We start from the raw sequence: 25,773 nt of genomic DNA on the forward strand, positions 1-25,773 counted from the left end.
GGGGGTGACTTGTGGCGCAAACGTAAAAATATGGGATATACTGCTGTATAATGGCAAAAGCAGTTATCCCAATTGTGCTCCATTATTCTTACTATTCAATTGCCTTTGTTCCACAGCCCTTAACAGTATTGACTGTACACGTGCCAGAATTAATCGGACAATTGTTGCCTGGTTGCGGCTCCGGCTTTGGCTTTGGCTTTGCCATTAAAATCTCTTCTGCACTCCCCTTTTCAATAACCTCTAATACAAGCCTTTCTCCAACTTCCATTTATATCACCTCCTTTTCGATTATCATTGGAAGATCGTCTCTACTATCTTCCAATAACAGTCATTAAGCCATAGCCGCCGGGATTAGCCTTTCTTCTACTAAACTTCTGACGAACAAGTCTAACGATTTCTTTTCTTCTATACAGCTTCGTCCTCCCTCCATTCTAGCTTTGCGGCATCCTCCGCAGCAAATAGGCAACAATTGACAAATCACACATTCAGCATCGTTAAATGGATTCACTGTGTACCATCTTGTGATTTTGCCAATAGTATTGGATCGTGTGACATTCCTTCCTTCCAATAAGTATCCGATAGACTCAGAATTTTCATACGTGTGAGTACATAAAAACACGTTGCCATCAGGACCGATCGCGTAATGGTCTAAAAAATCAACCTCGCAGTATCCGACATTATAATTATATGAGTTATAAATATGCCAACCAAGAGCCTTTGCGGCTACTTCCAGTTTAGTTAGACCTTGGAAGGACTCAGTCCCGGTCCCTTGTCGGCGAGCAGAGAATTCACGATAACCGCTCGCTTTGTTCGCCCAGATCCAGCGAAAGAAAACGGAAGCACGTGCCTTAACGATAGGCGGAAATCTTTCTAATAGTCTCTCAATCCCATTATAATTGTCGTCGCCACAATTGATTCGTAGCAGAAGATTGCAATCAGAGACACTTTCACAGAGTGTGACTATGTTTTGAAAAACGCGATCAAAGCTTCCCTCACCATTTCTTTTCCTTTTCAAAGCATCATGATCCGCTTTATCGCCGTCCATAGTCACTTGAACCTGTTTAATGCTTAATGAGGGTATGGCTTCTATGAACTTCTGATCTAGAAAATAACCATTAGTCGTTAAAGAAGCTCCATAATTTGCACCGATACTGTTGCAGAACTCCTGCAATCGTTTTGTTAAGCGAAAGATGACTTTCTTTGCAAGTAGTGGTTCGCCTCCAAACCATGCAATATGAACATATCTCTTATTTTTGAAACTCTTTTCAATCCAATTAATCAATGCATCCTCAACCTCTGATTTCATAAAAATAGGTTTCTTGAATTCGAAGCAGTAAGGACATGCTAAATTACACCACAAAGTAGGCAGCACTATCAAACTCAGAGAATTGTTCGCGTACAGACTTCGAAAATAATGGAACTTTATTAAACTTAATTCATCAATGCTTTTATCAATTACAAAATGAACCTCTTTGAGAGCCTCCAGCCATTGAGGCGGCAACCTGAGAGGATTAGAATTTACCTCCCCTAAGCCTTCTGATTTAGAGGATAGTCCACGAAGAAACTGATCTACAAATGGAAAAGCATCGGCTGGAATCCGAAGGATTGACCTATATAGGAAATTGTAGCCAAAGAAATTAGTATCATTATACCTAATGAAATAGTTGTAACTTGAGGTCTTTAAATTATTCGTGGTACTTGCTGCCTCGCTTTCCTGCTTCGCCCTCATTTCACTATTTAACTCAACGTTTTGAAGACTGACTAATCCCATAGTAATTATCCCTACTCCAAAATAGAATGAGCGCTTTGGATATATATATTTTTGCTTTCTTACTTAGTGTAATCCCGTGACGGGATTGGCTCCAGCAAATACCGTAACGGAGATGAGCTTTATTATTTTTATTCAAACCTCTTATTTTAATTTATAGCGAATCTTCTATACCAGACCCTACATTTAATACCCAGGTAAAAGAGCGAGGATAATTCCTGAATAGAAACTATTCTTGTTTCATTCAAAGGAAGACGCCCTAAGAAATGTCATATAAGGTAGATTATACGACATTTTTATATATACAGAAGGACAATTAATGACTGGTATGCAAAACGATGCGCCGCTGACATTAAAAAAGCTCGAGACTGAAATGAAGCTGAGGGGTTTCTCAAAACAGACCTCCAAAATGTACCTTTTCTATAATACCAAATTCCTTGAGTATATTAAAAAGCCTCCGGAGGCTGTTGATGAAGATGATATGAAGGAATACCTGGCTCACAAGATGTCAGATCATTCTTTGTCCAATGCTTCGATCTCGCTAATAAAAGCCTCGCTGAAATTCTTCTATGCCGAAATACTTGGTAAGAACCTGACACTTATTAAAACCCCGAAAGCCTCAAAAAAATTACCCGTCGTACTGACCCGGCAGGAGATAAGAGATCTGCTTGATAATACGGAGAATTCAAAGCACAGGCTTTTGATCGAGCTTCTTTACTCCACAGGCTTGCGGCTTTCCGAATGTGTAAACTTGAAATACTCAGACCTCGACTTAAACGATGGCATAGGCTGGGTGCGTATGGGGAAGGGCGCGAAGGACAGGATTTTCATCATCTCCGGGATGTTCAAAAAAGACCTGCTGGAGTATAAAGATAAAAGCGGCGCCGACGGGAAAGGATACATATTCTCGATGAACGGCAAAAAAATGTCGCCGCGCGGAATCCAGCATGCGATCAAGAAAGCAGCAAAGCGCGCGGGCATCGAAAAAGACGTGCATGTGCACACGCTGCGCCATTCGTTCGCCACGCACCTGCTTGAAGATGGCGTGGATATCAGGAAAATACAGACTCTTCTGGGACATGCGAATCTGCAGACGACGCAGATATACACGCAGGTTTCGAGCGAGGAAATTAAGAAGATTAAAAGCCCTCTGGATATGCTGTAGATTTTTGAAAAATCTTATAACACCCGATTGCATAAATGAATATTTAAAGATGTTTTCCGTCACGGAATTTTGCTGCAAACTTCCCGTAACGGTATTATAACAGTAAAATACCGTAACGGAATGAACCTTACACAAGTTAGTTTCTTTTCCTGTCACCTCAATGATCAGGAGGTAGTGGGCAGAGGAGGGAAGTATGGTGGAAATGGAAAAAAGTGTTTTTCTGCCCACTATAGTTCGTATATAAACGAACATTGTATTTAAAGTTTACGCCAGGTGTAAAGACAGTCTGACCAAGCGCTTGTCTGTACTCGTCTATAATTCAGGAAAGTGTAAGCAGGGGCTGGTTTCCAGCATCCTGAAAAGACGAGATATCAGCGGGAAGTATCGCATTCCCAGGATAAAATCTTAGTGGGCAGAGGTGGATTATGGTGGTGGTATGAAAAAAAAGTGTTCTTCTGCCCACTGTAGTTCGCATATATACTAACGAATGTATTTAAAGTTTACGCCTGGTGTAAAGCCAAGCGGTTCCAATGCCTGCTTATGTATTTTCCGTGACGCAATATATAAATATTCCCGTAACGCAATAAGATACCGTATGACCACCAGAAAATATCTCCGCTGGAAAAAATGCCTTATATGCAACGATTTTGTGAAATTGATGTTCCCTGAGGATGCGGAAAACATGCTCCTCATTTACGAGCCCCAGGAAGGCATGAGCAACGAGTCCAAGAACTGGAAGAAAAAACAGCTCGGATACGTGCACAGAAACTGCCTTAAAAAAGCAAACTCAATGCTAAAGATCAAATCTATCGAGTCCGATGACAGCGGCGTTGCAGAGGTAGTATAGTGGCTTACAAAGACTTGCGCGAGTTCATAGAAGTTCTTGAAAAAAAACACCTTCTGCTGCGCATAAAAAACGAAGTAAGCGCCGAGCTTGAGATTACAGAGATAATTGACAGGGTTGTAAAAAGCAACGGTCCTGCGCTGTTATTCGAGAACGTTAAAGGTTATAAAATACCGGTATTTGCCAATGCTTTCGGCACAATGGAGCGTATGTTCCTTGCGCTGGGTGTGGATAAACTCGATGAGATCGGCGAGCGGATACAGAAGCTCCTGGAATTCGAAGCGCCGTCAGGCATCTGGGAAGGCATAAAAATGCTGCCGCAGGCAGCAGAACTTACATCCTTTGCTCCCAGATATGTAAAATCCGGTCCTTGTAAGGAGGTTATCCTTAAAGATGGCTTTTCACTTGATGACTTCCCGGTACTGAAATGCTGGCCGCAGGATGGCGGCAGGTTCATCACTCTCCCTCTTGTATTCACTAAAAACCCAAAAACCGGGAAGCAGAACGTGGGTATGTACAGGATGCAGGTTTACGACGGCAAGACGACAGGAATGCACTGGCACATCCATAAACACGGCGCGAGGGATTATGCCGATGCAAGCGGAAAGAGCGATAGGATCGAGGTCGCTGTCGCTATCGGCGCCGACCCGGCTGTAGTGTATTCAGCCACCGCGCCGCTGCCAGATAATATCGACGAGATGATGTTCGCCGGGTTCCTTCGCAAAAAGAACGTGGAGCTTGTCAAATGCGAAACAGTCGACATGTTTGTGCCTGCTCATGCCGAGATAATACTCGAAGGATGCGTTGATTCAAAAGAGCGGCGTATCGAGGGACCTTTCGGGGACCATACAGGGTATTATTCGCTTGCAGATGAGTTTCCTGTATTCCATATAACCTGCATCACCCACCGGAAGAACCCGGTGTACCATGCAACTGTTGTGGGAATTCCGCCAATGGAAGATGCGTATCTCGGTAAAGCCACTGAGAGGATATTCCTGCCTCTCATGAAAACCCAGCTTCCTGAGATCGTAGATATCAACCTGCCTGTTGAAGCTGTTTTCCATAATCTCTGCATTGTATCCATAAAAAAGCGCTATCCAGGGCATGCTAAGAAAGTAATGTTCGCCCTCTGGGGCATGGGGCAGATGATGTTCGCAAAGACGATAATCGTACTTGACGATGATGTGAACGTTCAGGATATGAGGGAAGTGCTCTGGGCAACCACCACGCGCATGGACCCTGCCAGGGATGTAATAATTATCGACAGGGCGCCGACAGATACGCTTGACCACGCTTCGTTCTTACCCAATCTCGGCTCCAAAATGGGGATTGACGCCACTCGAAAAGGAAAAGACGAGGGCTTCAACCGTGAATGGCCTGATGCCTTAAAGATGGATGAAGCAGTAAAGGCACGGGTAGATATGATATGGAAGGAGCTTGGATTGTAACTTTGATCAACCCTTGCTCAGGTCTTCACCGCCGTAGAATAGCTGCTGGGCGGCATTGTATATATCTTCCATGCCTGAGCCGTACGTGGATGAGACCGGGATTATTGTTTGACCTGTGCCGAATGATCTTATGGCGGATAAAAACTCGATGCTCAACTGGCTGCGCATGGTGGGTTGTTCGCTGTGTATCGCATCATCAAGCTCCAGCGGGTTCCTGCTCCAGTTCAGTATTTTTTCACGCTCTTCATCAGCAAGTAAATCCGATTTGGTAAGAACGCTGATAAAAGGGACATTGAACCTGACCTCTACGGAAGCCGCATGCAGCATCAATGTGATAAACCCTGAGGGGGTTTTTGAAATAAGCGGGTCGTAAAGAAAAGATATCATTGACTTATCAGCGCCCAGGGAATCGATTATGTACTTCCCGGACTGCCTCAGGATAAACAGTTCCATCTGGCCCGGCGTATCGATGATAACGTAATCCGTATCGTAGCTTTCGATAATCTCTTTCATTTCATCCATGCTCAGCGCCAGCATATCCGCGGCAATTATCTGCGCACCGTTCGGTCCTACGCCGTACTCTTTCATGATATCACGCAGCTTGACCCAGTCCCGGATATCGATATCCGGAACATACGGCGCGTTTTCGATACCCGGGTCAAGGTTCACTGTTATTGCATCATACCCCTGCCCCTGCATCCAGCCTGCAAAGGCATTCGTGAGCGTGGATTTGCCGCTTCCTGCCGAGCCGATAAAATAAAGGTTAATCATTGCTATCAGGGGAATAATATCTGTAATGAGAGAAAAGAGTTGTGATGTTAGCCAGATTAAAATTATACTCGGATTTCGTGGTTATCAAGCATAGCCTGTTCGCCATCCCTTTTGCATACCTTGGCGCATTCCTTGCCAGCAGGGGAATCCCTGAGCCTCGCATCCTGTTCTGGGTCGGGCTTGCGTTCCTGGGCGCACGGAGCGCTGCGATGGCGCTGAATAACCTTATCGATAAGGATATAGATGCAACGAACCCCCGTACTGCTAACCGTGAACTCCCTGCCGGGAAGATCACGTTACGCGAGGTATGGGGGATTATACTTGTATCCTACCTGCTGCTGTTCTATTCTGCCTACAAATTAAACCCGCTGTGCCTGATGTTAGCACCCATTATCCCGGTTACGTCAATTATCTATCCGTATCTTAAGCGGCTCTTCCCCGTGTCGCATTATGTGCTGGGGCTCAACCTTGCGTACGCGCCCGTGGGAGGCTGGCTGGCTGTGACCGGTGTTTTTAATTATCCTTTCGGCACTCCTGAAATCGCTATGCTGCTGCTGCTTTTCGCGGTCACTTTATGGGTTGGGGGATTTGATTTGATTTACTCGCTCCAGGACATTGATTTTGATAAGAAGGAAGGGCTTTATTCCATACCCTCGGTTTATGGGGTGAAGAGTACGCTTTTGCTGTCGTTCGCGTCGCATATTTTGATGCTTGGGCTGCTGGTCGGGTTGATGTTCGTATTGAAACTTGGGATTATTTTCAAGGCGGGACTGGTGATCATTGCGATTTTGATATGGTACGAGCATACACTGGTTAAGGCGGATAATTTTACCAATGTTCCTGTGGCGTTCTTTAATGTGAATGCGGCTGTGAGTCTGAGCCTGCTGGTTTTTACGGTGGTGGATGTGCTGATATAAAACATTTAAGAAAAATGTGACATCCTATGTATTATTATAAAAGGCCTTATACGGATGATTTGACTTTTTATGCTGATTCAGCTACAAATTTTTGTATATTTCCATGAAAAGGCTATTATCCGATATCTTGCTTTGGGTTTTTACACCATATACTTCAAATAAAGTTTCATAAAATATTCTAAATGAATTGGAATATTTTATGTTTCCAACGCTGTGGGTTGCTATTAACGTATAATGGTCGCTGTTATCAGTATAATTTATTGTATCGAGCCAATTTGCAGCCCTGGCGGTAATAACTATTCCATCCATAACTTCTTTCAAACTGCATTCTCTAATAGGCTTCTGATAATGGAAGACAATCATATACTCCGCCAATCCATACGTAGCCAGTATTTTATCGACTTTCTCATAATCCGCCGTCTTGACCATTTCCAGAAAAATATCTTTGTGTATATGAATGAGTACCTTAAGTTCCCTCATCTGGAGCCAGAATCGATCTTCCTGAGATATAGCTGGATTTTGTTTCGAGTCACTTTCGAGATTTTCCAGAGCTGCTTCCAGGGCTTTTTGCTGTGTCTCGAATTTTGTTGTGTATTTTTTTAGCAGTTCCCAATGTTTTGAAGAAATAGTAGTGCAGACGCGATGCTTACTCATTTTTCCCACCTTGTATCTGAGATTATAGTTTACTCTCATAAAGTTATCCGTGCGCATCGTGCGGTTATCAAGTGGAACCATGCGCATGCTATCAAGACAACGTTTTTATTAATGCGGCTGAATGTTACCGTAATTATTAATGGAGTAAGGAGGAAAAAAGTAATGATGAAAACTGAAGTGAGAAAACAACCAACTAAGGATGAGGTAATTGCGTTAATTGCAGGATCACATCGCGCAGTTTACATTCTCCTTTCAGCGAAGGAGGAACTGTATCATGAGTGACGTTTTCCGATTCACCTCTCTGCGGCCAGTTCAGCGCGCCGCAGATAAAGATGTTGAAGGCAAGATTATCAAAGCTTATGGACCTCCTGGTGAGGAGAGTCCTTTTCACCAAGCATTGCTGGCAGCTGTTGCCGGAGGGGGTGATGTTGCGCAAAAGATAGTGAATATAGCATTGAGCTTCATAAATCCACCTTATTTGTTTATCTGGGACGACATAGTAAGAGGAGAGCATACTGATACGGGGAGACTCCTAGAATTTCTAGCACGGAAATTTGGTATTGGGGTAACTGATGTATCTATTGAAATCGATGGTGATGTTATCAGCCTAAATACTGAAACAAATAAGCTTTCATTAGAACTTAATGATAAAAAAACTGAAGTAAGCTTAAAAATCGATGATGGTAGGACTGATAAATTTGTAGCGAAGATGGAAAATGGTAAGCTAAACATAAACGAATCACCGGAATTCATATCTAATTTCAATACTCTTGAGATTCCGCTGGTAGCTCTGGATAAATGGTTGATCAATCAGGGTGATCTACCTGATCCAAATCTTCTGATCGAACAGATCAAGAGCCTCACAGGCATGAGACCTGAGGAATTAGTTGATTCGGTAGTTTATAAGCGTGAGCGCCGACGGGTGGCTGATAGTCTTCTGGCTCTCATCATTGCACCGAAAGGCATGTATCGACTTCGAGCAGAGCTACTCCGTATGATGTACCTGTTCGGCCTGTTAGAGAGGCTCGCTATCCACTCTGATAACCTTAAAAGAAATATTATCAGTACTGCAGATGATATTTACCAATTGCTTTCCAATGGGATTGTTCTACTACCCCAGGATATCTTCCCCCTACCTGCTGCAGCACCGCCCTCAGACTGGCTCACTACAAAGGCGAGTCAAGAAAATACCTCCCTCTTACCTGCCGCAGCACTTGCCCGAAGTCCAGGTTTTGCAGACCTCATGGTGGTACGCCAGGAATTGAAGCGCTACGAGATGGGTGAGGTGGCCCACATAGAGAGTGTATTGAAGGGTGAATCAAAGGAGCGAGTGCACAAGCGGGCTACCACGACGGAGGAAATCATAACCATCGAGACCGAAAGGAGTGAAGAGATAGAGCAGGACGTGCAAAGCACAAATCGGTTTGAATTGCAAAAAGAGGCAAGCCAAACGATTCATGAAGACAGCAGCCTTGAAGTTGGCGTCACGGTCAATGCCAGCTATGGCCCTTCGGTTTCGGTGACAGCCAACATGGGCTATGCTACCAATCATTCCAAAGATGAATCTGCCCAGGTATCAAGCAGCTACGCTCAGGATGTGACTGAGCGGTCGGCAAGTAGAATCCAAGAGCGAGTTCGTGAAGAACGGATTACCCGGACAAAAACAGAGGTTGAAGAGACCAATAAGCATGGTGTAGATAACTCTGGCGGCTCAGAACATGTGGTCGGGATATACCGCTGGGTCGATAAGGTTTATAAGGCTCAGGTCTTCAATTACGGCCGCCGCCTTCTTCTTGAGTTTAATGTCCCAGAGCCAGCAGCTTTTTTTAAGCATGTGCTTGATGGAAAAACCGCCAAAGGGGTCACGATGATTGAACCTGAGCTCCCTGTTGTGCCCGGAACTAACCCACCTCGACCACTATCACCGAAGGATATAACAGAAAATAACTATCTGGAGTGGGTGGGAAAGTACTACGTCTCTAACGTAAGCCCACCACCAGAAGAAATACAGATAGCCAGCTTCGCATATGAAGATCCTGCCAAGCCGGATACCGGTATTACTCCTGCAACGCCAGCTCGCAAAATCTATAAGGCAATAAAAGAAATTAAAATCCCCGATGGTTATTACGCTAATAATGCCAAAGGAACGGTCTACTTAAGCGACTGGCTTGATAACAGATATTTAACTATTGGCAAAAAGGACATAGTTTTCACTCAGGTGGCCAATGGCTATGCTTACCAATTTTCTACTGATCTTGACAAGGAGACTAAAGAGCTTGCAGTCGTCTTAATGATAGAGAACACTTGGGGATATGCCCTGAACATCGAAGTGACATGCAAAGTTCTAAATGAAGTGCTCATCAAATGGCAACTAGCTACTTACGAAGCAATAATGCGCGCATATTTCGAGCTGAAAGCGCAGTACGATGAACAGGTAGCTGCAGCAGCAACACGTCAAGGAATTACAATTCAAGGGCAAAACCCGCTTGAGAACCGCAACACCGAAAGGAACGAGCTTAAGAAGGCTGCCATTACAATGCTTACGGGTGAACACTTTGAGTCATACGGGGCGATACAGAATATCCCTCCCCAGAATTACCCCGAAATCGATGTTCTCAAGGCGCAGGCAGATGGGGAATATATTCAGTTTTTTGAGCAGGCGTTTGAGTGGCACCAGATGACCTACATCTTCTATCCCTACTTCTGGGGACGGAAGGATGAATGGATTAATGCATCACAGAGAGATGATCCCGATCCAATTTTCACTTCATTCCTGAGAGCAGGTACGGCCCGCGTAATAGTTCCGGTGCGCCCTGGTTTTGAACAGGGGATTACACTTTACCTAGCGACAGGGATGATCTGGAATGGAGGAAAGGTGCCGCAGGTCGATGATTCGCTGTATGTATCCATCGTTCAGGAGCTGCAGGAGCAACAGGGCGCTGAGTTTACTAAGGGTGAGGGTGTGATTTCCATTAGCAAAGGTAACCGGACAGTGACCGGCACCGATACTAACTTTAAGGAAGACGATATTAATAGAGAGATTCTCATCGGGAGCGTAAAGTACCGCATCGCTGATGTAGCTTCACCAACCGAATTGACATTGATGGAAGACTTCCGTGGACAAAATGGATCTAACGTTCCATATTCAATTAGTGAGTATAAACTTGTTGGCGAACCATGGGAAGTACGGCTTCCGACCACGCTTGTAATTCTGCAGGAGGATGCTACGCTTCCAGACTTCATGCCGTAAATGACAAAGACATTTTCAATTGAGAGGAATTATAATGACTAGTATCCAAACCCTTGCAAATCAAGAAGCAAGAGGCGCCACCCAGAAAGTTATTTTTTTTCGGGTACCAAAGAACTCGACCCAGCTGAAATTGAGTTAGCAGTGCATCTGATACACCAGTCGGCACACATCCAAATTGAGAGGCTACAGGCATTCATAGATGGGATTACGCTTGCTGCCGAGCAAGTCCAAGATACGCGACTTGAACTTCTTGAAGAGGGGCCAGAAGTAGATACAGTATCTGCTTGGGCGGATGTACTTCTTGTGTTTGTCTTGGAGTCCACGATTCCAGGAATGATTCTGACGACAGTCGCCAAAAAAATGATACGGCCTATGCTAAAAACAAGAACGGCCTTATCTTATCTACCAAAGAGATCCGACTTTAAGGACCTAAAGCTCTACATTAAACAGATGAAAACGACCTATGGTAGCCAAAAAGCTGGACAATACTTAAAAACTAAACTTGACGGTAAACAATATAACCTCTACGCTTCTGGTATCAGAGCTTTAGCTGAAATGTCTCCAAATGCACAGCTAAATTTCACCGCTCTTGCCAAAGCCGGACGAGAGGCATACTACAAAGACTTCAAACAGCTTAGCCCACTTGATGCAACAGATACACCAGGCGTATCAATTCTAAATGCTGCGCTTACCTTTGCGAGTATTAATCGCAATGCCATCTTTTATCACCACTCTCTATTAGAAGGGATTGTACGATTGGGATTTATGACAGGAGAAGATGCTAATCAGTTCATTAAAATTGTGGAGTGGGAAGCGCTTGATGAAGGCTTAAAAAGCATCCGGGACAGATTCAAATTACTCTTTGAAGCCGTAATTTGGGCAAGACTGTGCGGTTTCTCGAAGACAACACGAAAACTCGTTGTCAAAACCTATAGAGGAACGGTATTCGAAGGTGTTGATAATCGACTTGTTGATTACTGGTTAAAGCGATTTGGCAAACAGATTGAAGAGTGGGTTAAGTCACTTAGCGGACCTCAGCTAGCTTCAAAGGGACTTCTGCCAATGAGGGGCAATTTTAAGGAGGAAAGTTTCTTACAACAACGATCTTACCTTCAAAATTACTTTATTGCAATAGTTGACGAACTGCCGACAATGCCGGATATATTGGAAGATCCTTTCGTGGTAAAGAATCCTTTGATTAAGTTTACATTTTAGGTAAAAATAAGGTTCGGTATAGGAATATGGGAGAGAAACTAGATGGTTCTATCTTGAGGATGCCTATAATGGCAAATAATATCGGCAAAAAGCTTGGTATTCAAATAACATAGCCTGCATATACGGAACTTTTGATGCCAGCATATTTTCAGCAAAGAGGGATTCAAAAGCCTTCGATATCTGCTCTAACTGTACCCTTCTGGTGCGCCCTATTTTTGCAGAGATAGCGCAGGGGCAGATGCCAAGCGCTAAACCTGAAGAACTTGCCGTTGCAATCATAGAGTGCGTTGACGCCGGTGCACGCGTGGTTAACCTAAGCGTAGCCCTTGCACAGCCATCATCAAGAGGCGAGCGTGAATTGGAAGAAGCCTTGAATTACGCTGCAAGGAGCGGCGTTATCATTGTTGCGGCTTCAGGTAACCAGGGAGCCATCGGAAGTTCTCCCATCACCCGTCACCCGTGGGTAATTCCTGTTGTTGCCTGTGATCTCCAAGGAAGACCTATTAGTCTCTCTAATCTGGGAAGCTCTATAGGCAGGCAGGGTCTGTGCGCGCCAGGTGATGCAATCACAAGTCTCGGAGCCGAGGGGAAACCGCTCACTCTGGGAGGAACGAGTATTGCAGCACCTTTTGTAACAGGTGCAATCGCGCTGTTATGGTCAGTATTTCCATCGGCGACAGCAGTTGAGATAAAACTCGCTGTAACTCAAGCCAGCACACCGAGGCGGATCACTATTGTCCCCCCATTATTGGATGCATGGTCGGCGTACCAGGTGATGGTGAAGATACATCCTGAATAAGAATGCGATGATAGTTCCGCTTAACTAAAATAGTAGATTTCACCTACAAATTTTTATATACCTTCATAAAAAGGCTTTTATCAGAAATCTCGCTCTCAGTTTTGAGCCCATATGCTTCGAACAGGCTTCCAATAAATATAATGAACATTTTAGAAGTCCCGATATCAAGGCCGTGGATCATTTTCAAGGTATAATAATTACCACTTTCCACATAATTCACAGTATCGGCTACTTTTGCCGCCTTAAGGAAAAAGACAACTCCATCCAGGACTTCTTTCAAACTGCATTTCTTAAGAGGCTTCTGATAGTACCATGATATCATGTGCTCAGCGATTTTTTGGTTTGTCACTATCTTTATGATGCGCTTAACATCTGCGCCCTCCAGTAATGTTTTAAATGCATCTCTATGTAGGATACATGCCGACTCTGTTCCCTTGCCTGTGAGTAACCAAACTTGCTCATCTGCTAATTGTTCTGAGCTTCGTTTCGTATCGTTCTCCAGGCTTTCCAGAGCAAATTCCAGGGCTTTTTGCTGAGTCTCAAATTTTGCTGTGTATTTTTTCAGGAGTTCCCAATGTTTTGCAGAAATTGTAGTACAGACGCGACGCTTGTTCATTTTTTCCACCCAATATTTTGCGTTTATTATTTGTTCGAATTCATAAAGCTATCCCTGCGCATATGATGCGCATGATGTCATGATAACATTTTTATCAATGCGCATTCCTGTCTGGATAATGCCGCTGTAACGGAGAGTTACAGAGGGAAGAATTGCTCGATATATGTCAGTCCGGGATTGTTTAACATCAATGACAATACGTGGTGGTTAGTTTGGTCAACGGGGTGGGATTCTTCACCGGGAGAAATCGATATTTCTCCCCCTTCAAATACTATAGGATTATGAAGGTAAAAATGGTTTAAGAGCCTTAAACCATGTACCTGTATCTAAAATATTTAATTTATTTTATATCCGGCAGCGCTTTGATCACTTCCATCACTATAATCGCCGAGAAAAAGTCCCCGAAAATAGCCGGCATTATGATGTCCCTGCCCATCATCACGTTCCTCTCGCTGCTGTTCATGGCTATTTCGCAGGGAGCGGACTTTTCAAGCAAAGCTGCTATCTGGAACCCTATCGGGGCTATTGCAGACCTGGTGTATATGGGTTTATTCGCTGTCGGGATCGGGCTGCCCGGATATATTCAAAAGAATACAGGTAGAAGAGAAGGTAAAAATGGCAATATTGAAAAAATCATAGAGATATTAGCCGGGCTATTATTCGGGTTTGCAGGATATTTCCTCTTCATTCTGATTTTCAGCAAATTCCAGATTGCAAGCGGCTGGATATCCCTCGCATATCTCTGGATTTCTGCTATTGTTTTTTATGTGCTCTTTAAAAGACTGAAAGAAATAAAATTGGAAAAACCGAAACTGGTATCCGCAAAAGAAATCATTTTCAGGGGCTTGTTCGGAGGCGGTGTCGTGGCTGCTGTCGTTATTCTCGGTGATTCGGCAGGACATATGTGGGGCGGGCTGTTCTCATCATTTCCAGGGACAATTACCCCGGTGCTTGTTCTCCTTCACCTGAAGAACGGGAAGGATATGAGTTGCTGCGTTATTAAAAGCGCTCCCATAGGATTGAGCGGTACGGGGCTTTATTCTTGCATGGTGTGGCTCTTATATCCCGTTTACGGCATCGTTATGGGAACGCTTGCATCGTATCTGGTGGTTTTTGTTTTCCTGTTTGCATTGTTTTTTGGATTAAAAGGGAAAGTTGAGGAGATGTAGGGTCTGAATGCAGAATACTATAATTGAATCTCATACAAACCTTTCCAGCCGGAAAATCATATTTGCAGCATGCGAAAGAATAATTAGCAATAACAGCATATAAAATCCAACCTCTACAATGCAAAAAATACACATCCTCGACGAAGCCACCATCAACAAGATAGCAGCAGGCGAAGTGATAGAACGCCCCGCCTCTGTGGTCAAGGAACTGATTGAAAATTCTATAGACGCAGAAGCCTCAGACATCCGTATCGAAGTGATCCAGGGCGGAAAGAAACTGATACGTATCATCGATAACGGTTGCGGCATGAGCAAAGAAGACGCTGCCCTTTCGTTCGTGAAGCACTCGACAAGCAAGATAAGCAGGAGCGAGGACATCGAAAATGTAGTGACAATGGGATTCCGGGGAGAGGCGCTGTCCTCCATTACAGCCGTGGCAAAAGTGGAAATCATTACTAAGACAAAGGATGACATGGCTGGCACAAAAATCACGGTTCACGGCGGAAAACTTGAGAGCATAAGCGAAACAGGAGCGGCGGACGGGACAATGATCATGGTCGAAGACCTGTTTTATAATACCCCTGCAAGGAAAAAGTACCTGAAATCCGATACTACGGAACTGGCACATATCACCGACGTCGTGACAAAGAACGCTCTGGGTCACAACGACGTCTCTTTTACCCTGCTCCATAACGGGAATGAGATACTGCGTTCGCCTGCCTCGGAGCTTCGGGATACCATAATACACATCTACGGGCAGGAGGTTGCAAGAGCTATGGTAGCTGTTGATTTTGACTCCAGGTTCGCAAAGGTTACAGGGTTCGTATCAAAACCTGCTGTCACAAGAGGCGGCATCGATTCCCAGTCCTTTTACATAAACAACAGGAGCGTCGGTTCAAGGGCGCTAAGCTTCGCGCTGCGGGACGGGTATGGTACACTTATCCCGAAAGGGCGTTTTCCGGTTGCAGTTTTAAAGATCTTTATAGCTACAGGAGAAGTCGATGTCAACGTACATCCGACAAAGAACCAGGTCAGGCTTAGCCATGAACGGGAGGTCTCAAATGCGATGTCTGAGGCTGTGAAGAGAGCATTTTCAGATGAGAACCTTGCACCTGCTGTAAAAATTCCGGTCAAGCAATCTTTGCTTTATGAACAAACTCCGCAGAGCCCGGCGATCATACGTGAGGAGCCTGTTTTCAAATATCCCGTAAAAGATACGGAGCGAAGGTTAAGGCAGACAGAACGATACGTTATAGACGAACTAAAAATAAAATCGGACGAAGCGCCGCAGGTAAAGATACTCGGGCAGGTGGGCAGCCTGTATGTCGTTGCAAAGACCACTGATGGGCTGGTAATAATAGACCAGCATGCTGCGCATGAGCGCGTCCTCTTTGAACAGGTGAGGGAATCAAAGCGCTCAGATTCTCAGGAGCTTATCGTCCCCATCAACATCGAGCTGGAGCCAAGAGAGAAGGCGCTGATGAAAGAGAGTATCCCGTATCTTGAGGAGTTCGGTTTCAGGATATCCGGGTTCGGACAAGATACCTTCGCGGTCACAGCAGTCCCGAACATACTGGGAAAGCTTGAAGATCCCGGGCTGGTGCATGATATAATGGCTGATATACTCTCGGAAGGAAAAATAAAAGACGACACAGGCATCTTTGAGCGCATAACGAGAAGCATCGCATGCAGGGGGGCAATAAAGGCAGGGGCTGACTGTTCCTCCGACCAGATGGAAAGCCTGATAAAGCAGCTTTTCAAGACTGAAAACCCGTATACCTGTCCCCATGGCAGACCCACGATGATATCCTTTAACAGGCAGGAACTGGATAAACTTTTCAAGAGAAGTTAGTTATATATTTATAAGCCGCTTCTGTCGTCAGGATGCAGCATCTATCCTCCCCATATCAAAGGATTGCCTTGAATATAGGGTAGGTAGATAGCTTTTTTTACGCTACTTATCCGCCTACCCTACATTTTATACTATTTTATACCCTCGCTTATCCTTCTTGATCATTTTGAATTTTACGTACTTTCCTGAGTAAAGGAGTGAGCCGCACGCATATGATCAAATACAGAATCTATCGATTCAAATTCTTGTTTGCAGAACGTGCAGATATAGGCTCTTGGATAACAACATTCCTCAGTCTTTCCACCGTTTCTCATTTTAAACCACCTCAAGATTGTTCCATCATAATCATAATGTACATAATAGACCACTAGTAGGTTTTGTTATTTATAAAGCTGACGGTTGGATTTGAAAATGTATAAAGAATCCCAATACTTCAACACCGGATCCATGGTTTTTCATATTTAACCTGAAACTCAAAGCAAAACACTAAGGTTATCATCAGATTGTGTACAAGCTTCTATAATTATTGAATCAACCTCGTGATTTTGTCCATATCTCCCTTTTTCAGCCTGAATTCCTGGTTCCAACCGCCGGACCATGAACCCTCCGCATGGAAATCATTCGCGTCCTGCGGCGTATCAAAGATATATATCGCTGCATTATAGAACTCGGCAGAAGTATAGGACTGGTCATTTATAATGAACTTCCTGTTATCATCAGCCACAAGACTCGGTATCGTGGCCTCAAGATAATAATAATCGGTGCCCCTTATATTCCAGCGCATGTAATCTGACGAGTTCCCGACATCGCTTACCTTAAGCGCCAGCCAGGCGTGCTGCCTCTGGTAAGAAACAATTATTTTCGGCGCCACATGATAATTTGTCCTTATGTAATCCCAGAGATATACGGACATCCTGGAGCAATCAAGCTCATCAGCCTGGTACAGGCTGTTCCATTTTTTCTCATAATAAGAACTCAGGTCAAGGGCTATCCTGTCGATAAGCAACTCGCTCTTATTTGCTTCCACAGGAGCTTGCGGTAAAGTACCGTTCGTTTTGCCGGATAACTGGAAGCTACTGCTATTTCCAGTATCGTGTAAAGTTTCGCCGGTTTTTTCTGACACGAGAGATGTGCCGTTATCTCCGGCTCCGGCAGATGTGTTTGTACCGGCTGCTGGTACGGAATGTCCTTCAGGTGTGATATCTTTGTTCCCTCCAGCCAGGTAATCAGCCCCGGGCTCGATACATCCGCTGATGACTACAGTGAGTAGCACAAGGATAAGTGTTTCTTTATTCATTTTTCTTTTTTACATCGTTATTTTGTTATTTTTATGTTCTAAATCTTGGTACGATTTTCCTTTTAATTCCCAGGGAAGCAATAAGTATCAATGCTATAAATAACAGAATTGGAAGGATATATCCTGTGAAGATGACTATGCTCCTCAGGCTCTCGATAAACCCTCCTGCAGCCTGCCTTAACGTATCTACCACACCCGATCCACCGCTAACGAAAGATGTCGGCTCCACGGCGCTGACCATAATTGTTGACATTTCAACACTTTGATTCAGAAAATTCAGCCTGCCTGTAAGGCGCTCTATCTCGCCCCGCACACGCTCAAGCTCATGCTCCACTTCAAGGACATCTTTCACAGTAACTGCAGTCTTCAGGATCTCTTGAAGCCGCAACTCCTGCTTTTTCAGGTTACCGAGCCTGGCATCCAGGTCAATGAACTCCCCGGTGACGTCCTGTCCTGAAACCTGTTTTGATCCGACTGTTCCCAGGGCTTCTATCTCTTCTATCGCCGGATAGAAATCCGCCTGGGGTACCCTGAGGGTCACCTGGCCGTTGTTGCGTCCTCCGATACTGGATTGTGATGAGCTTGAGATGAAACCGCCGTGTGCCTGTGTAATATTCGTTATCTTATTGACAGCGCTTTCTGCACTGTCCACTTCCATATGAAGATATGCACTCGAGATGATCTTCCTTTCAACGGGAATGGTGTTTTTATTGTTAGCAGTTCCCTCGTCCTGTAAAGAATAATCCATCCCGGTAAGAGGGATACCGGCAGTTAAGGAGTCCTGATAAGAAAATTTTTGATTGGATATACATCCTGCTGTTACTATCAGCAGCAGAAAAGCAAATATTACTACATATTTATTATTCATATACATAACTAATAATCGTAAGAATATATAACGCTTGCTTTAACTTCAATCTGATTCGAAGCGACCGCTACATTTTTTAAGTATATAGATTATTAAGAGACAAAGTGAGGTACTATATGTCAAATAAATTAATATTGCTGTCAGTTTTTCTAATTACGGCAGTTTTTATATCAGGATGTATCGATGGAACTAAATCCCCGGAAACCTCAGGACAAGCTTTGATCCCAACAACAGGTCTGCCTGCGGGTTTCACATATATGGGTACGCATTATGCGGATGTGGAGATCGGCGGCAAATCGGTCAATGCCACAGAGGGCGTTTACAGGATCGGCGAGGATGATATTTATATCCAGGTAATCGAAAATGAAAAACCCGACGCACTCATGGAACAATACAAATCGGATTTTAAGAAACAGTTCAAATCCGAATATAACCCTTTCGAGGAGGTTTCCTTTAACGGACATACAGCGACAAAAACCACGGATTTTATAACAATGAAAGGAGAGCAAAAAACACGCTACAGTATAATATGGGTAACCGGGAAGTCCATGGTAATAGTCGGCTCATCATCCGACTTCCAGGCTGTGAAAGATCTTGCGACCGCGACAGGTCATTAGAGCAGACCCATCATTTTGTGCGTCTGCGGTATAGCACGCACATCCTTTAATTTTTTTCCGGCAAAATCCATCAGTTCAAACAGCAGCCTCGATGGCACCGCTTCATTCGAAGTCACAGGCTGGAGGATGAGCGGGATGTTCTCGTCGATGGACGCGATACCGTCCACAGCAGGAGATATCGACCTGATGGTGGTTTCAGGAAGTATCACGAGTTTCACGAATGTCTCGGAGGTCTCGTTCAGTATGGAGATTGTCTCAAGCTCGTTTTCCAGAAGTTTACTGTAATTATCAGCAGCATGGTGTTCAGGCAATTTTATGTCGCATGAAGAGATCGAAATTACATCTTTTAATTCACGGGCTTTCTCAGGAAATCCTGAGTTCGTCTCAAGGTACAGCGGATAACCGGGATCAAGAGTTTTAATAAAATCCGCATGGATCAACGGTTCCCCGCCTGTCAGGGATATGTGCTTTGTTGAAGGCGTCCATAATTTCCTGATCATCTCTGTAGCATCTTCCCTGGTGAGAGGGTTAACAACGTGATAGAAATCGCCTTTTCCCGGTGTTTTCTCGACCCGGCACTTTTCTGAAACGTCCCTTGTTTGCGGTGTGTCGCAATATTCACAGTGAAGCTGGCACCTTGAAAATCTCACGAATACCTGGCGCACGCCAGCGTAAGGTCCTTCGCCCTGAATCGAATTGAATATCTCGCTTATATATGCATGCATCAAATACTACGTTTGATCCTATCTGACCAGGTCAATCCCGTACCTCGCCGTGGTTATATTCCCTGTAGTATTCTTTCCCATTATCTGCGGGGATTTAACGCCTGTGACAACTATCATCGTCCTTATGACATGCTCAAGATCGGGCTCGACAGTTGCGCCCCATATCAGCCTTGCCTTGGGGTCAACGCGCGTGTAGAGTTCGTTCACCACGCTTTCGGCTTCGGATATTGTCATATCAGGTCCGCCAACGACATTGACAAGCGCACCTGTCGCACCCGATACATCAACATCAAGCAGCGGGCTCCTGAGCGCCTTCTGTACGGATTCTATGGCTTTATTCTCGCCTTCAGCCTCGCCAAGACCTATCATGGCTACGCCGCTTTTCTGCATTATGACCCGTACATCAGCGAAATCAAGATTAACAAGACCCGGCTTTGTGATAAGTTCGGTGATCCCCTTGACCGCCCTCATAAGCACTTCGTCGCACACCTTGAACGCCGCCTGGAGAGGAAGATGGGGTACGACCTCAAGCAGCTTATCGTTCGGGACAACGATCACGGTATCAACGACATCGCGCAGCCGCTCAAGACCTGCCTCTGCGTTTTCCATACGGATAGATCCTTCGACCGAGAACGGCAGCGTTACTACGGCGATAGTCAGGGCTCCTGAATCCCGTGCCACTTCAGCGACTACCGGAGCAGCCCCTGTACCCGTCCCGCCGCCAAGACCGCATGTCACAAAGACCATATCCGCATTCCCGACAGCTTTCTCTATCTGTGCTTTTGATTCCTGCGCAGCGTCCATTCCTATCTGGGGAATGCTTCCTGCACCAAGTCCTCTTGTCCTGCTCCTGCCGATCAGGACTTTCTTCCTGACCTTGAGATTGAGGAGATGCTGGGCATCGGTATTGAGCGCATAAAGCTCAGCTCCGATTATACCTTCCTCAGACATCCGCTGGATAGTATTCGAGCCAGACCCTCCACATCCTATTACAGAAATATTCGTTTTCAGTTCCTGAAGAATCGCCAGAAGTTCCTCGTCCGTATCCCCTATTACCGGCATTTTTGATTCTCCAGCCCTTGCAATTGCCTCGCTTATTATCGATTCCATTTTCTTCATCCCTCAATCGTAATTTAATTTAATGATTCTTTTGTTGGTTTTATATACCATTTCTGGATTTATAGTTTTTCCATTTATCATCACGGATTTACCCTGGGCGAGTTCACCGAACATCGGACCTTCGGATATTCCAAGAGATTTTGCACTTTCAGGGCTGAATTTTCTCTCTGTGATTTGGAGTAATCCTTTATTCACATCGACTTTACAATGTTTTTTAAGGATAGATACACACTCGTTAGCCAGTTCTTCAGCAGCCAGTCTTGCACAATTACTATCAAGAGCTATTATTACATGGGCGAATCTGCCGTCCTCATATTCAACGTATGCGATATTATGGTCGTAAAGGAATTTCGTAAGTCGCTTTTTATCAAGCTTTTCAGCTTCCGATAAAAGAGCCGGGCTGATCCGCGCCACCTTCACCTTCGGGCATATGCAGTCCTGGCAAGACAATATCTCGCATTTTATCTTATCCGTTATCCTGGGGCGGCCGTTCGGGCATAATTCTTTTATTTTGTTCCGAAGCTGCAGGCAGAACTCCCAGGGTACCCCGTCCATATCCCTTATATCGCTCTCCTTGAGCATCTCAAACCCGATGCTCTCTATCAATGCACCCAGCTTTTCGCGCTGTTCCGCTTTCATTGACTTCCTGTCCAGGTAAGCAAAATCGGCGTTTGACTTCTTGAAAGCCTGCCGTATCAGCTCCTCATCAAGTACCTCAAGCGCATGCGTCGGGAATATGTGCCCGAACGTGATACCAGTCTCAAAGATGAGCGAAGTCTGCCTCGGTGCATAGTGCGTGCCTCCGAAACCCACCGCGACCGGCGAGTCGGTGTCTTTCAACATCATTATGGCATTCGCAACTATCCTCCCGGCTGCCTCATCAAGCCACTGCTTCTCATCGCTTCCGATCTCAATGAAAACCGAAGGTACCTCTATATCGCTCGGTCCGTGATGAGTGCATTCGAGGGTTACCTCGTATTCTTCGTTCTCGCTCAGCATTTTAAGGGAGCGGAGAAGCGAACGCACCGCCTGGGGCGCAGCAACTGCCAGCTGCTTCTGCTTTCCCCCGAATTTTGCATCACTCGCATTTCCTGTTGAGTGGACTGTCAGGATAGCCCTGCCGTCTTTGCTCCTGTGCTTGGATGCGAAGATAATGAGACCCGCCGGAAGCCCGCATTCCATCAATTTTTTATCAAGCCCTTCCTGGAATATAAGAGGCTCTTTTATCTCCACTATCCTGTAACCTTTGAATTCAAAAACAGAATAACCGGAGCCTGAACCTGCAGGCTCCCATTTTTTAAGAGCCAGAAGGTTATTTTTAATATTCTGGCTGGCCCTGTCCTGGGTTGAACAAACTATTGTGATCTTTGTTTCACCGCTCAAAACACTGCCTTCCGGACAATATTAAAATCAATCAAAATCGCTGCCGGTTATGAGCTTCTTATCGACTATGGCATAGTCCTTTGCAGCTCTTACTGCCTCAAACGGGATAAGAAGATAACCATCCTGCGTCTTGTATTTTGAAGTATCGACTACTGTAGATGGTTTAACCAGCAGGTATAACAATTCTCCTGTATGGGTTTCCATAATTACATTGTTGGCTGTTCCCAGCTCTGATCCGTCTGTAAGCATTACCCTCTTGTTTGCCAAATTTTTTGCAAGTATCTTCGCCATAGAAATCCCATCTTTTGTTATCTATATCCTATATAAGACTTCTGTTCCGGTTTTGCCCCGCCCTGGAACTGCACTTTCAACTTTTCGTAATATTCAACCATACCTTCCACAAGGGCAGGTCTTACCTTCTTCAGTGAATCGCGGAAATGTCTCATCTCGACTTTATCGGTATCGAAATTTTCCCGCAATGCCAGCATCACCGCTTCCCTGCACAAAGCTTCGATATCTGCGCCCACATAATTATCGGTAAGGTCGGCTAATTCCTCTACGCTCACGTCATCTGCAAGCGGGACATTTTTCAAATGTATCTTGAATATCTCAACTCTTCCCGCCCTTCCTGAAGGCCCTACGAATACAAGCCTGTCAAACCTGCCTGAACGGATAAGCGCCGGGTCGATTATCTCAGGTCTGTTCGTTGCGGCTATCACTACGACGTTCTTTAGTGTCTCGATGCCGTCTAGCTCGGTCAATAGCTGGTTGACCACGCGCTCCGAGGCTTTTGAGCCAGTGTCCATTCCTCGTATCGGGGCTATCGCATCAAGTTCGTCAAGGAACAGCACGCATGGCGCCACCTGGCGGGATTTTTTGAAAACTTCCCGAACGGCTTTTTCAGATTCTCCCACCCATTTGGATAAAAGCTGCGGACCCCGGACACTTATGAAATTTGCAGAACTTTCGTTCGCAACGGCTTTCGCAAGAAGTGTCTTGCCTGTACCCGGCGGGCCGTAAAGGAGAATGCCTTTCGGGGGCTGGATACCCATTTTTTCAAACCTTTCAGGGCTTTTAAGAGGCCATTCGACTGCTTCTACTATCTCCTGTTTTGCTTCATCAAGCCCGCCTACATCATCCCAGGTCACCCTGGGTACCTCAACAAGAACTTCCCTCATCGCAGACGGCTCAACATCCTTATGCGCTGCATCAAAATCGCCGGCTGTGACCTGCATGCTGTTAAGTACCTCCCGCGGGACGGCTTCATCGAGTTTTATCTGCGGCAGGTATCTGCGCAGGGCTTTCATTGCTGCTTCCCTTACGAGAGCGGATATATCAGCCCCAACGAATCCATGGGTCCTGTCTCCAATATCTTCAAGCTTGACATCTTCGGCAAGCGGCATGCCCCGCGTATGGATCTGGAGTATCTCAATCCTCTCATTCCTATCGGGCACCCCGATCTCGATCTCGCGATCAAACCTGCCCGGGCGGCGAAGCGCAGGGTCAATTGCATCTATGCGGTTGGTCGCTCCTATGACAACGACCTGGCCCCGCTCTTCCAGACCGTCCATCATTGTAAGAAGCTGAGCCACTACTCTTCGCTCGACTTCACCTGTCACTTCTTCCCTCTTCGGGGCAATGGAGTCAAGCTCGTCTATGAATATAATGGAGGGGGCTTCCTTGTTCGCCTGTTCGAACAGCTCCCGCAATCTCTGTTCGCTTTCCCCGTAATATTTGCTCATTATCTCAGGACCCGCGATAGAGAAGAAATTGGCGCCAGATTCATTTGCAACAGCCCTTGCTATGAGCGTTTTCCCGGTACCCGGAGGACCATACATCAGCACGCCTTTCGGGGATTCGATGCCCAGTTTCTCAAATATCTCCGGATGCTTCATCGGAAGCTCAATCATCTCGCGCAGGCGCTGTATCTCGTCGCTTAAGCCGCCGATATCCTCGTAGGTTATACCCGTACCTGTTACCTCCAGCACTACGGGTTTCTCCCTGAGCTTGATATCCGTGCTTTCCGTGACCAGAATTATACCCTCCGGTTCCGCCTCGATAGCGACGAGGGGTATCGTCTGGCCTGTAACCACGCGACCCAGGAAGGGATGTGCCATTGTGCTCATTACAGGAATTATATCTCCCTTGACTACCGAACGTTTCATTATCTGGCGTTTTACCATCTCTTCCGCTTCGCCCCCGAACTGGATAGATGTGCCCTCAGGCGGTGCCAGGACGACTTTGTTCGCTATCTTGACCTCTGTTTTCTTTACCCTTACATTATCGCCGATGCCCGCTCCCGCGTTCTGCCTGATAAAACCGTCGATGCGTATGATATCCTGGTCCCAGTCTATGCGGTCTGCGCGCCAGACTTTTGCGGATGTGCGCTTTTTCCCTTCGATCTCTATGATATCTCCGGGAGTAAGCTGCAAGATCATCATCGTGTGCGGATCAAGTCGCGCTATACCTCTTCCGGAGTCGTTCGGGTAGGCTTTGGCTACCGAGAGCATTATTTCATCCATTATTATTTCCCCTCAGATATTTTCGATAGTTTATTCAAGGTATCTATTAAAATATAGTATGGCTATTTAATTGTTTCGCAGGAATTCGGGATGTTTGCCTGATTTTTGAGGTAACGGGGAGAAAATTGGCTGATTTTATACTAATTTTTTCAATACATAGACATACCTAAAGTAGTTGCTATAGAATGAATAAACGAATATGCAGCGACCTTTTCCGAATCTTGCATAATTTTAGCAAGGAACGGCATTGAGCTTGTTTCTCTTGTATAATTGCTTAATTTATCATTGATTTTTTCTCTTAATAATCCCTTAATCGCTTGAATTTGATAAACCTGTAGCACCATCAGGATATTTTCATGAAGTGCATATGCTTTTAAAGTGTGTTGTCTAAAAAATGAATTTGTCTAAAATCTATTGTACTTATATTTAATTATGTGAACATTTATTTATTAGAATATGGATGATAGTCAAAAAATCCAAATGACTGCGTTTAACTTGAAAAACCCAACAAAATTATTCATCATAAAGTATCTATCTAATAAAGAGGCATCCAATCAGGAAATATATGATGCATTAAAAAACACACTAACTATCAAATATAGATCCGCAATACATGGAGCACTTAAAGATTTGCAAGAAATTGGATTAATTGAAAAATATTATGACAACCTTGATAGCAAAATAAAATATCGATTAATCGTAAAGAAGGTAAATATTGATTTGGGAAAAATGAAAATTTCTTTCACTAATTAAATTTACATTTGATATCTCACA

At 44.9% G+C, this 25,773-nt stretch carries 24 protein-coding genes; 11 read left to right on the forward strand and 13 right to left on the reverse strand.

Annotated elements, in window-relative coordinates; all coding sequences use genetic code 11:
- Positions 1-91: 91 nt before the first annotated feature.
- Together MNV_RS19910 and MNV_RS16360 are read right to left on the reverse strand one after the other, a co-directional pair.
- Positions 92-268: a hypothetical protein gene (locus tag MNV_RS19910; RefSeq protein WP_179294041.1), complete on the reverse strand. Its 177-nt coding sequence runs from the start codon at positions 266-268 to the stop codon at positions 92-94.
- 63 nt (positions 269-331) lie between these two features.
- Complete coding sequence (locus tag MNV_RS16360; protein WP_096207012.1) at positions 332-1,771, reverse strand: radical SAM/SPASM domain-containing protein; 1,440 nt, start codon at positions 1,769-1,771, stop codon at positions 332-334.
- A 316-nt stretch (positions 1,772-2,087) separates the two neighbouring features.
- Between MNV_RS16360 and xerA the strand changes: the two genes are divergently transcribed.
- From xerA to MNV_RS16375, 3 genes are all read left to right on the forward strand, one after another.
- Positions 2,088-2,933 carry a site-specific tyrosine recombinase/integron integrase gene (xerA, locus tag MNV_RS16365; RefSeq protein WP_096207013.1) on the forward strand — a complete coding sequence of 282 codons (846 nt, stop codon included), beginning with the start codon at positions 2,088-2,090 and terminating at the stop codon, positions 2,931-2,933.
- A 595-nt stretch (positions 2,934-3,528) separates the two neighbouring features.
- Positions 3,529-3,780 carry a hypothetical protein gene (locus MNV_RS16370; protein ID WP_096207014.1) on the forward strand — a complete coding sequence of 84 codons (252 nt, stop codon included), beginning with the start codon at positions 3,529-3,531 and terminating at the stop codon, positions 3,778-3,780.
- Positions 3,780-5,225, forward strand: coding sequence for a menaquinone biosynthesis decarboxylase (locus MNV_RS16375; protein ID WP_096207015.1), 1,446 nt, complete (start codon positions 3,780-3,782; stop codon positions 5,223-5,225). The genes MNV_RS16370 and MNV_RS16375 overlap by 1 nt, the downstream gene beginning before the upstream one ends.
- Before the next feature lie 6 nt (positions 5,226-5,231).
- Here MNV_RS16375 and MNV_RS16380 read toward each other — a convergent pair whose 3' ends face one another.
- The gene (locus MNV_RS16380; protein ID WP_096207016.1) at positions 5,232-5,996 is read right to left on the reverse strand and encodes an ATP/GTP-binding protein; all 765 of its coding nucleotides are present in this window, start codon (positions 5,994-5,996) and stop codon (positions 5,232-5,234) included.
- A gap of 44 nt (positions 5,997-6,040) precedes the next feature.
- Between MNV_RS16380 and MNV_RS16385 the strand changes: the two genes are divergently transcribed.
- Positions 6,041-6,913 (forward strand): UbiA-like polyprenyltransferase, encoded by an 873-nt coding sequence (locus MNV_RS16385; protein ID WP_096207017.1) that lies wholly within the window; start codon positions 6,041-6,043, stop codon positions 6,911-6,913.
- An 81-nt stretch (positions 6,914-6,994) separates the two neighbouring features.
- Here MNV_RS16385 and MNV_RS16390 read toward each other — a convergent pair whose 3' ends face one another.
- Entirely contained in the window at positions 6,995-7,567 is a 573-nt protein-coding gene (locus tag MNV_RS16390; protein WP_096207018.1) for a hypothetical protein, read from the reverse strand.
- A gap of 274 nt (positions 7,568-7,841) precedes the next feature.
- Between MNV_RS16390 and MNV_RS16395 the strand changes: the two genes are divergently transcribed.
- From MNV_RS16395 to MNV_RS16405, 3 genes are all read left to right on the forward strand, one after another.
- A complete protein-coding gene (locus tag MNV_RS16395; RefSeq protein ID WP_096207019.1) occupies positions 7,842-10,817 on the forward strand; it encodes a hypothetical protein in 2,976 nt (991 codons plus the stop codon).
- A 141-nt stretch (positions 10,818-10,958) separates the two neighbouring features.
- Positions 10,959-12,032, forward strand: coding sequence for a hypothetical protein (locus MNV_RS16400; RefSeq protein ID WP_096207020.1), 1,074 nt, complete (start codon positions 10,959-10,961; stop codon positions 12,030-12,032).
- A gap of 238 nt (positions 12,033-12,270) precedes the next feature.
- Entirely contained in the window at positions 12,271-12,831 is a 561-nt protein-coding gene (locus MNV_RS16405) for a S8 family peptidase (protein WP_218838055.1), read from the forward strand.
- A 43-nt stretch (positions 12,832-12,874) separates the two neighbouring features.
- Here the strand turns inward: MNV_RS16405 and MNV_RS16410 are convergent, their stop codons facing one another.
- Positions 12,875-13,447 carry a hypothetical protein gene (locus MNV_RS16410; protein WP_096207022.1) on the reverse strand — a complete coding sequence of 191 codons (573 nt, stop codon included), beginning with the start codon at positions 13,445-13,447 and terminating at the stop codon, positions 12,875-12,877.
- Between the two features lie 362 nt (positions 13,448-13,809).
- On the opposite strand from MNV_RS16410, the gene MNV_RS16415 reads away from it, so the two are divergent.
- Both MNV_RS16415 and mutL read left to right on the forward strand, forming a co-directional pair.
- The gene (locus MNV_RS16415) at positions 13,810-14,616 is read left to right on the forward strand and encodes a hypothetical protein (RefSeq protein ID WP_143311861.1); all 807 of its coding nucleotides are present in this window, start codon (positions 13,810-13,812) and stop codon (positions 14,614-14,616) included.
- A 118-nt stretch (positions 14,617-14,734) separates the two neighbouring features.
- Positions 14,735-16,468, forward strand: a complete 1,734-nt coding sequence (gene mutL / locus MNV_RS16420; protein ID WP_096207024.1) for a DNA mismatch repair endonuclease MutL — start codon at positions 14,735-14,737, stop codon at positions 16,466-16,468.
- A gap of 523 nt (positions 16,469-16,991) precedes the next feature.
- Here mutL and MNV_RS16425 read toward each other — a convergent pair.
- On the reverse strand, positions 16,992-17,765 hold the full coding sequence (locus MNV_RS16425; RefSeq protein ID WP_096207025.1) for a hypothetical protein: 774 nt from the start codon (positions 17,763-17,765) through the stop codon (positions 16,992-16,994).
- A gap of 31 nt (positions 17,766-17,796) precedes the next feature.
- Positions 17,797-18,633, reverse strand: a complete 837-nt coding sequence (locus tag MNV_RS16430) for a DUF4349 domain-containing protein (RefSeq protein WP_179294042.1) — start codon at positions 18,631-18,633, stop codon at positions 17,797-17,799.
- Between the two features lie 116 nt (positions 18,634-18,749).
- Here MNV_RS16430 and MNV_RS16435 point away from each other — a divergent pair, with 116 nt between their 5' ends.
- Entirely contained in the window at positions 18,750-19,250 is a 501-nt protein-coding gene (locus MNV_RS16435) for a hypothetical protein (protein ID WP_096207027.1), read from the forward strand.
- Here the strand turns inward: MNV_RS16435 and MNV_RS16440 are convergent.
- The 6 genes from MNV_RS16440 to MNV_RS19120 form a co-directional block, all read right to left on the reverse strand.
- Positions 19,247-19,975, reverse strand: coding sequence for a 7-carboxy-7-deazaguanine synthase QueE (locus MNV_RS16440; protein WP_096207028.1), 729 nt, complete (start codon positions 19,973-19,975; stop codon positions 19,247-19,249). The genes MNV_RS16435 and MNV_RS16440 overlap by 4 nt on opposite strands.
- Positions 19,976-19,993: 18 nt before the next feature.
- Complete coding sequence (gene ftsZ, locus MNV_RS16445; RefSeq protein WP_096207039.1) at positions 19,994-21,085, reverse strand: cell division protein FtsZ; 1,092 nt, start codon at positions 21,083-21,085, stop codon at positions 19,994-19,996.
- A gap of 12 nt (positions 21,086-21,097) precedes the next feature.
- Positions 21,098-22,477: a D-aminoacyl-tRNA deacylase gene (locus MNV_RS16450; RefSeq protein WP_096207029.1), complete on the reverse strand. Its 1,380-nt coding sequence runs from the start codon at positions 22,475-22,477 to the stop codon at positions 21,098-21,100.
- Positions 22,478-22,504: 27 nt separating this feature from the next.
- A complete protein-coding gene (locus tag MNV_RS16455) occupies positions 22,505-22,768 on the reverse strand; it encodes a PRC-barrel domain-containing protein (RefSeq protein WP_096207030.1) in 264 nt (87 codons plus the stop codon).
- A 17-nt stretch (positions 22,769-22,785) separates the two neighbouring features.
- Positions 22,786-24,999, reverse strand: a complete 2,214-nt coding sequence (locus MNV_RS16460) for a CDC48 family AAA ATPase (RefSeq protein ID WP_096207031.1) — start codon at positions 24,997-24,999, stop codon at positions 22,786-22,788.
- A gap of 149 nt (positions 25,000-25,148) precedes the next feature.
- A complete protein-coding gene (locus MNV_RS19120; RefSeq protein ID WP_143311863.1) occupies positions 25,149-25,343 on the reverse strand; it encodes a TdeIII family type II restriction endonuclease in 195 nt (64 codons plus the stop codon).
- Positions 25,344-25,455: 112 nt separating this feature from the next.
- On the opposite strand from MNV_RS19120, the gene MNV_RS16465 reads away from it, so the two are divergent.
- Positions 25,456-25,752: a hypothetical protein gene (locus MNV_RS16465; RefSeq protein WP_096207032.1), complete on the forward strand. Its 297-nt coding sequence runs from the start codon at positions 25,456-25,458 to the stop codon at positions 25,750-25,752.
- The last annotated feature ends 21 nt before the right edge of the window (positions 25,753-25,773 follow it).

Origin of the sequence: Candidatus Methanoperedens nitratireducens (assembly GCF_900196725.1) — an archaeon.
Lineage (GTDB): Archaea > Halobacteriota > Methanosarcinia > Methanosarcinales > Methanoperedenaceae > Methanoperedens > Methanoperedens nitroreducens_A.

Bases quoted from the DNA above. Each gene is read 5' to 3' on its own strand.
- xerA (WP_096207013.1), top strand. From the start codon at position 2,088: ATGACTGGTATGCAAAACGATGCGCCGCTGACATTAAAAAAGCTCGAG.
- MNV_RS16435 (WP_096207027.1), top strand. From the start codon at position 18,750: ATGTCAAATAAATTAATATTGCTGTCAGTTTTTCTAATTACGGCAGTT.
- MNV_RS16460 (WP_096207031.1), bottom strand. From the start codon at position 24,999: ATGGATGAAATAATGCTCTCGGTAGCCAAAGCCTACCCGAACGACTCC.
- MNV_RS16395 (WP_096207019.1), top strand. From the start codon at position 7,842: ATGAGTGACGTTTTCCGATTCACCTCTCTGCGGCCAGTTCAGCGCGCC.
- MNV_RS16430 (WP_179294042.1), bottom strand. From the start codon at position 18,633: ATGAATAATAAATATGTAGTAATATTTGCTTTTCTGCTGCTGATAGTA.
- MNV_RS16440 (WP_096207028.1), bottom strand. From the start codon at position 19,975: ATGCATGCATATATAAGCGAGATATTCAATTCGATTCAGGGCGAAGGA.
- MNV_RS16455 (WP_096207030.1), bottom strand. From the start codon at position 22,768: ATGGCGAAGATACTTGCAAAAAATTTGGCAAACAAGAGGGTAATGCTT.
- MNV_RS16410 (WP_096207022.1), bottom strand. From the start codon at position 13,447: ATGAACAAGCGTCGCGTCTGTACTACAATTTCTGCAAAACATTGGGAA.
- MNV_RS16405 (WP_218838055.1), top strand. From the start codon at position 12,271: ATGCCAAGCGCTAAACCTGAAGAACTTGCCGTTGCAATCATAGAGTGC.
- MNV_RS16385 (WP_096207017.1), top strand. From the start codon at position 6,041: ATGTTAGCCAGATTAAAATTATACTCGGATTTCGTGGTTATCAAGCAT.
- MNV_RS19910 (WP_179294041.1), bottom strand. From the start codon at position 268: ATGGAAGTTGGAGAAAGGCTTGTATTAGAGGTTATTGAAAAGGGGAGT.
- ftsZ (WP_096207039.1), bottom strand. From the start codon at position 21,085: ATGGAATCGATAATAAGCGAGGCAATTGCAAGGGCTGGAGAATCAAAA.
- MNV_RS16360 (WP_096207012.1), bottom strand. From the start codon at position 1,771: ATGGGATTAGTCAGTCTTCAAAACGTTGAGTTAAATAGTGAAATGAGG.
- mutL (WP_096207024.1), top strand. From the start codon at position 14,735: ATGCAAAAAATACACATCCTCGACGAAGCCACCATCAACAAGATAGCA.
- MNV_RS16425 (WP_096207025.1), bottom strand. From the start codon at position 17,765: ATGAATAAAGAAACACTTATCCTTGTGCTACTCACTGTAGTCATCAGC.
- MNV_RS16465 (WP_096207032.1), top strand. From the start codon at position 25,456: ATGGATGATAGTCAAAAAATCCAAATGACTGCGTTTAACTTGAAAAAC.
- MNV_RS16370 (WP_096207014.1), top strand. From the start codon at position 3,529: ATGACCACCAGAAAATATCTCCGCTGGAAAAAATGCCTTATATGCAAC.
- MNV_RS19120 (WP_143311863.1), bottom strand. From the start codon at position 25,343: ATGGTGCTACAGGTTTATCAAATTCAAGCGATTAAGGGATTATTAAGA.
- MNV_RS16380 (WP_096207016.1), bottom strand. From the start codon at position 5,996: ATGATTAACCTTTATTTTATCGGCTCGGCAGGAAGCGGCAAATCCACG.
- MNV_RS16390 (WP_096207018.1), bottom strand. From the start codon at position 7,567: ATGAGTAAGCATCGCGTCTGCACTACTATTTCTTCAAAACATTGGGAA.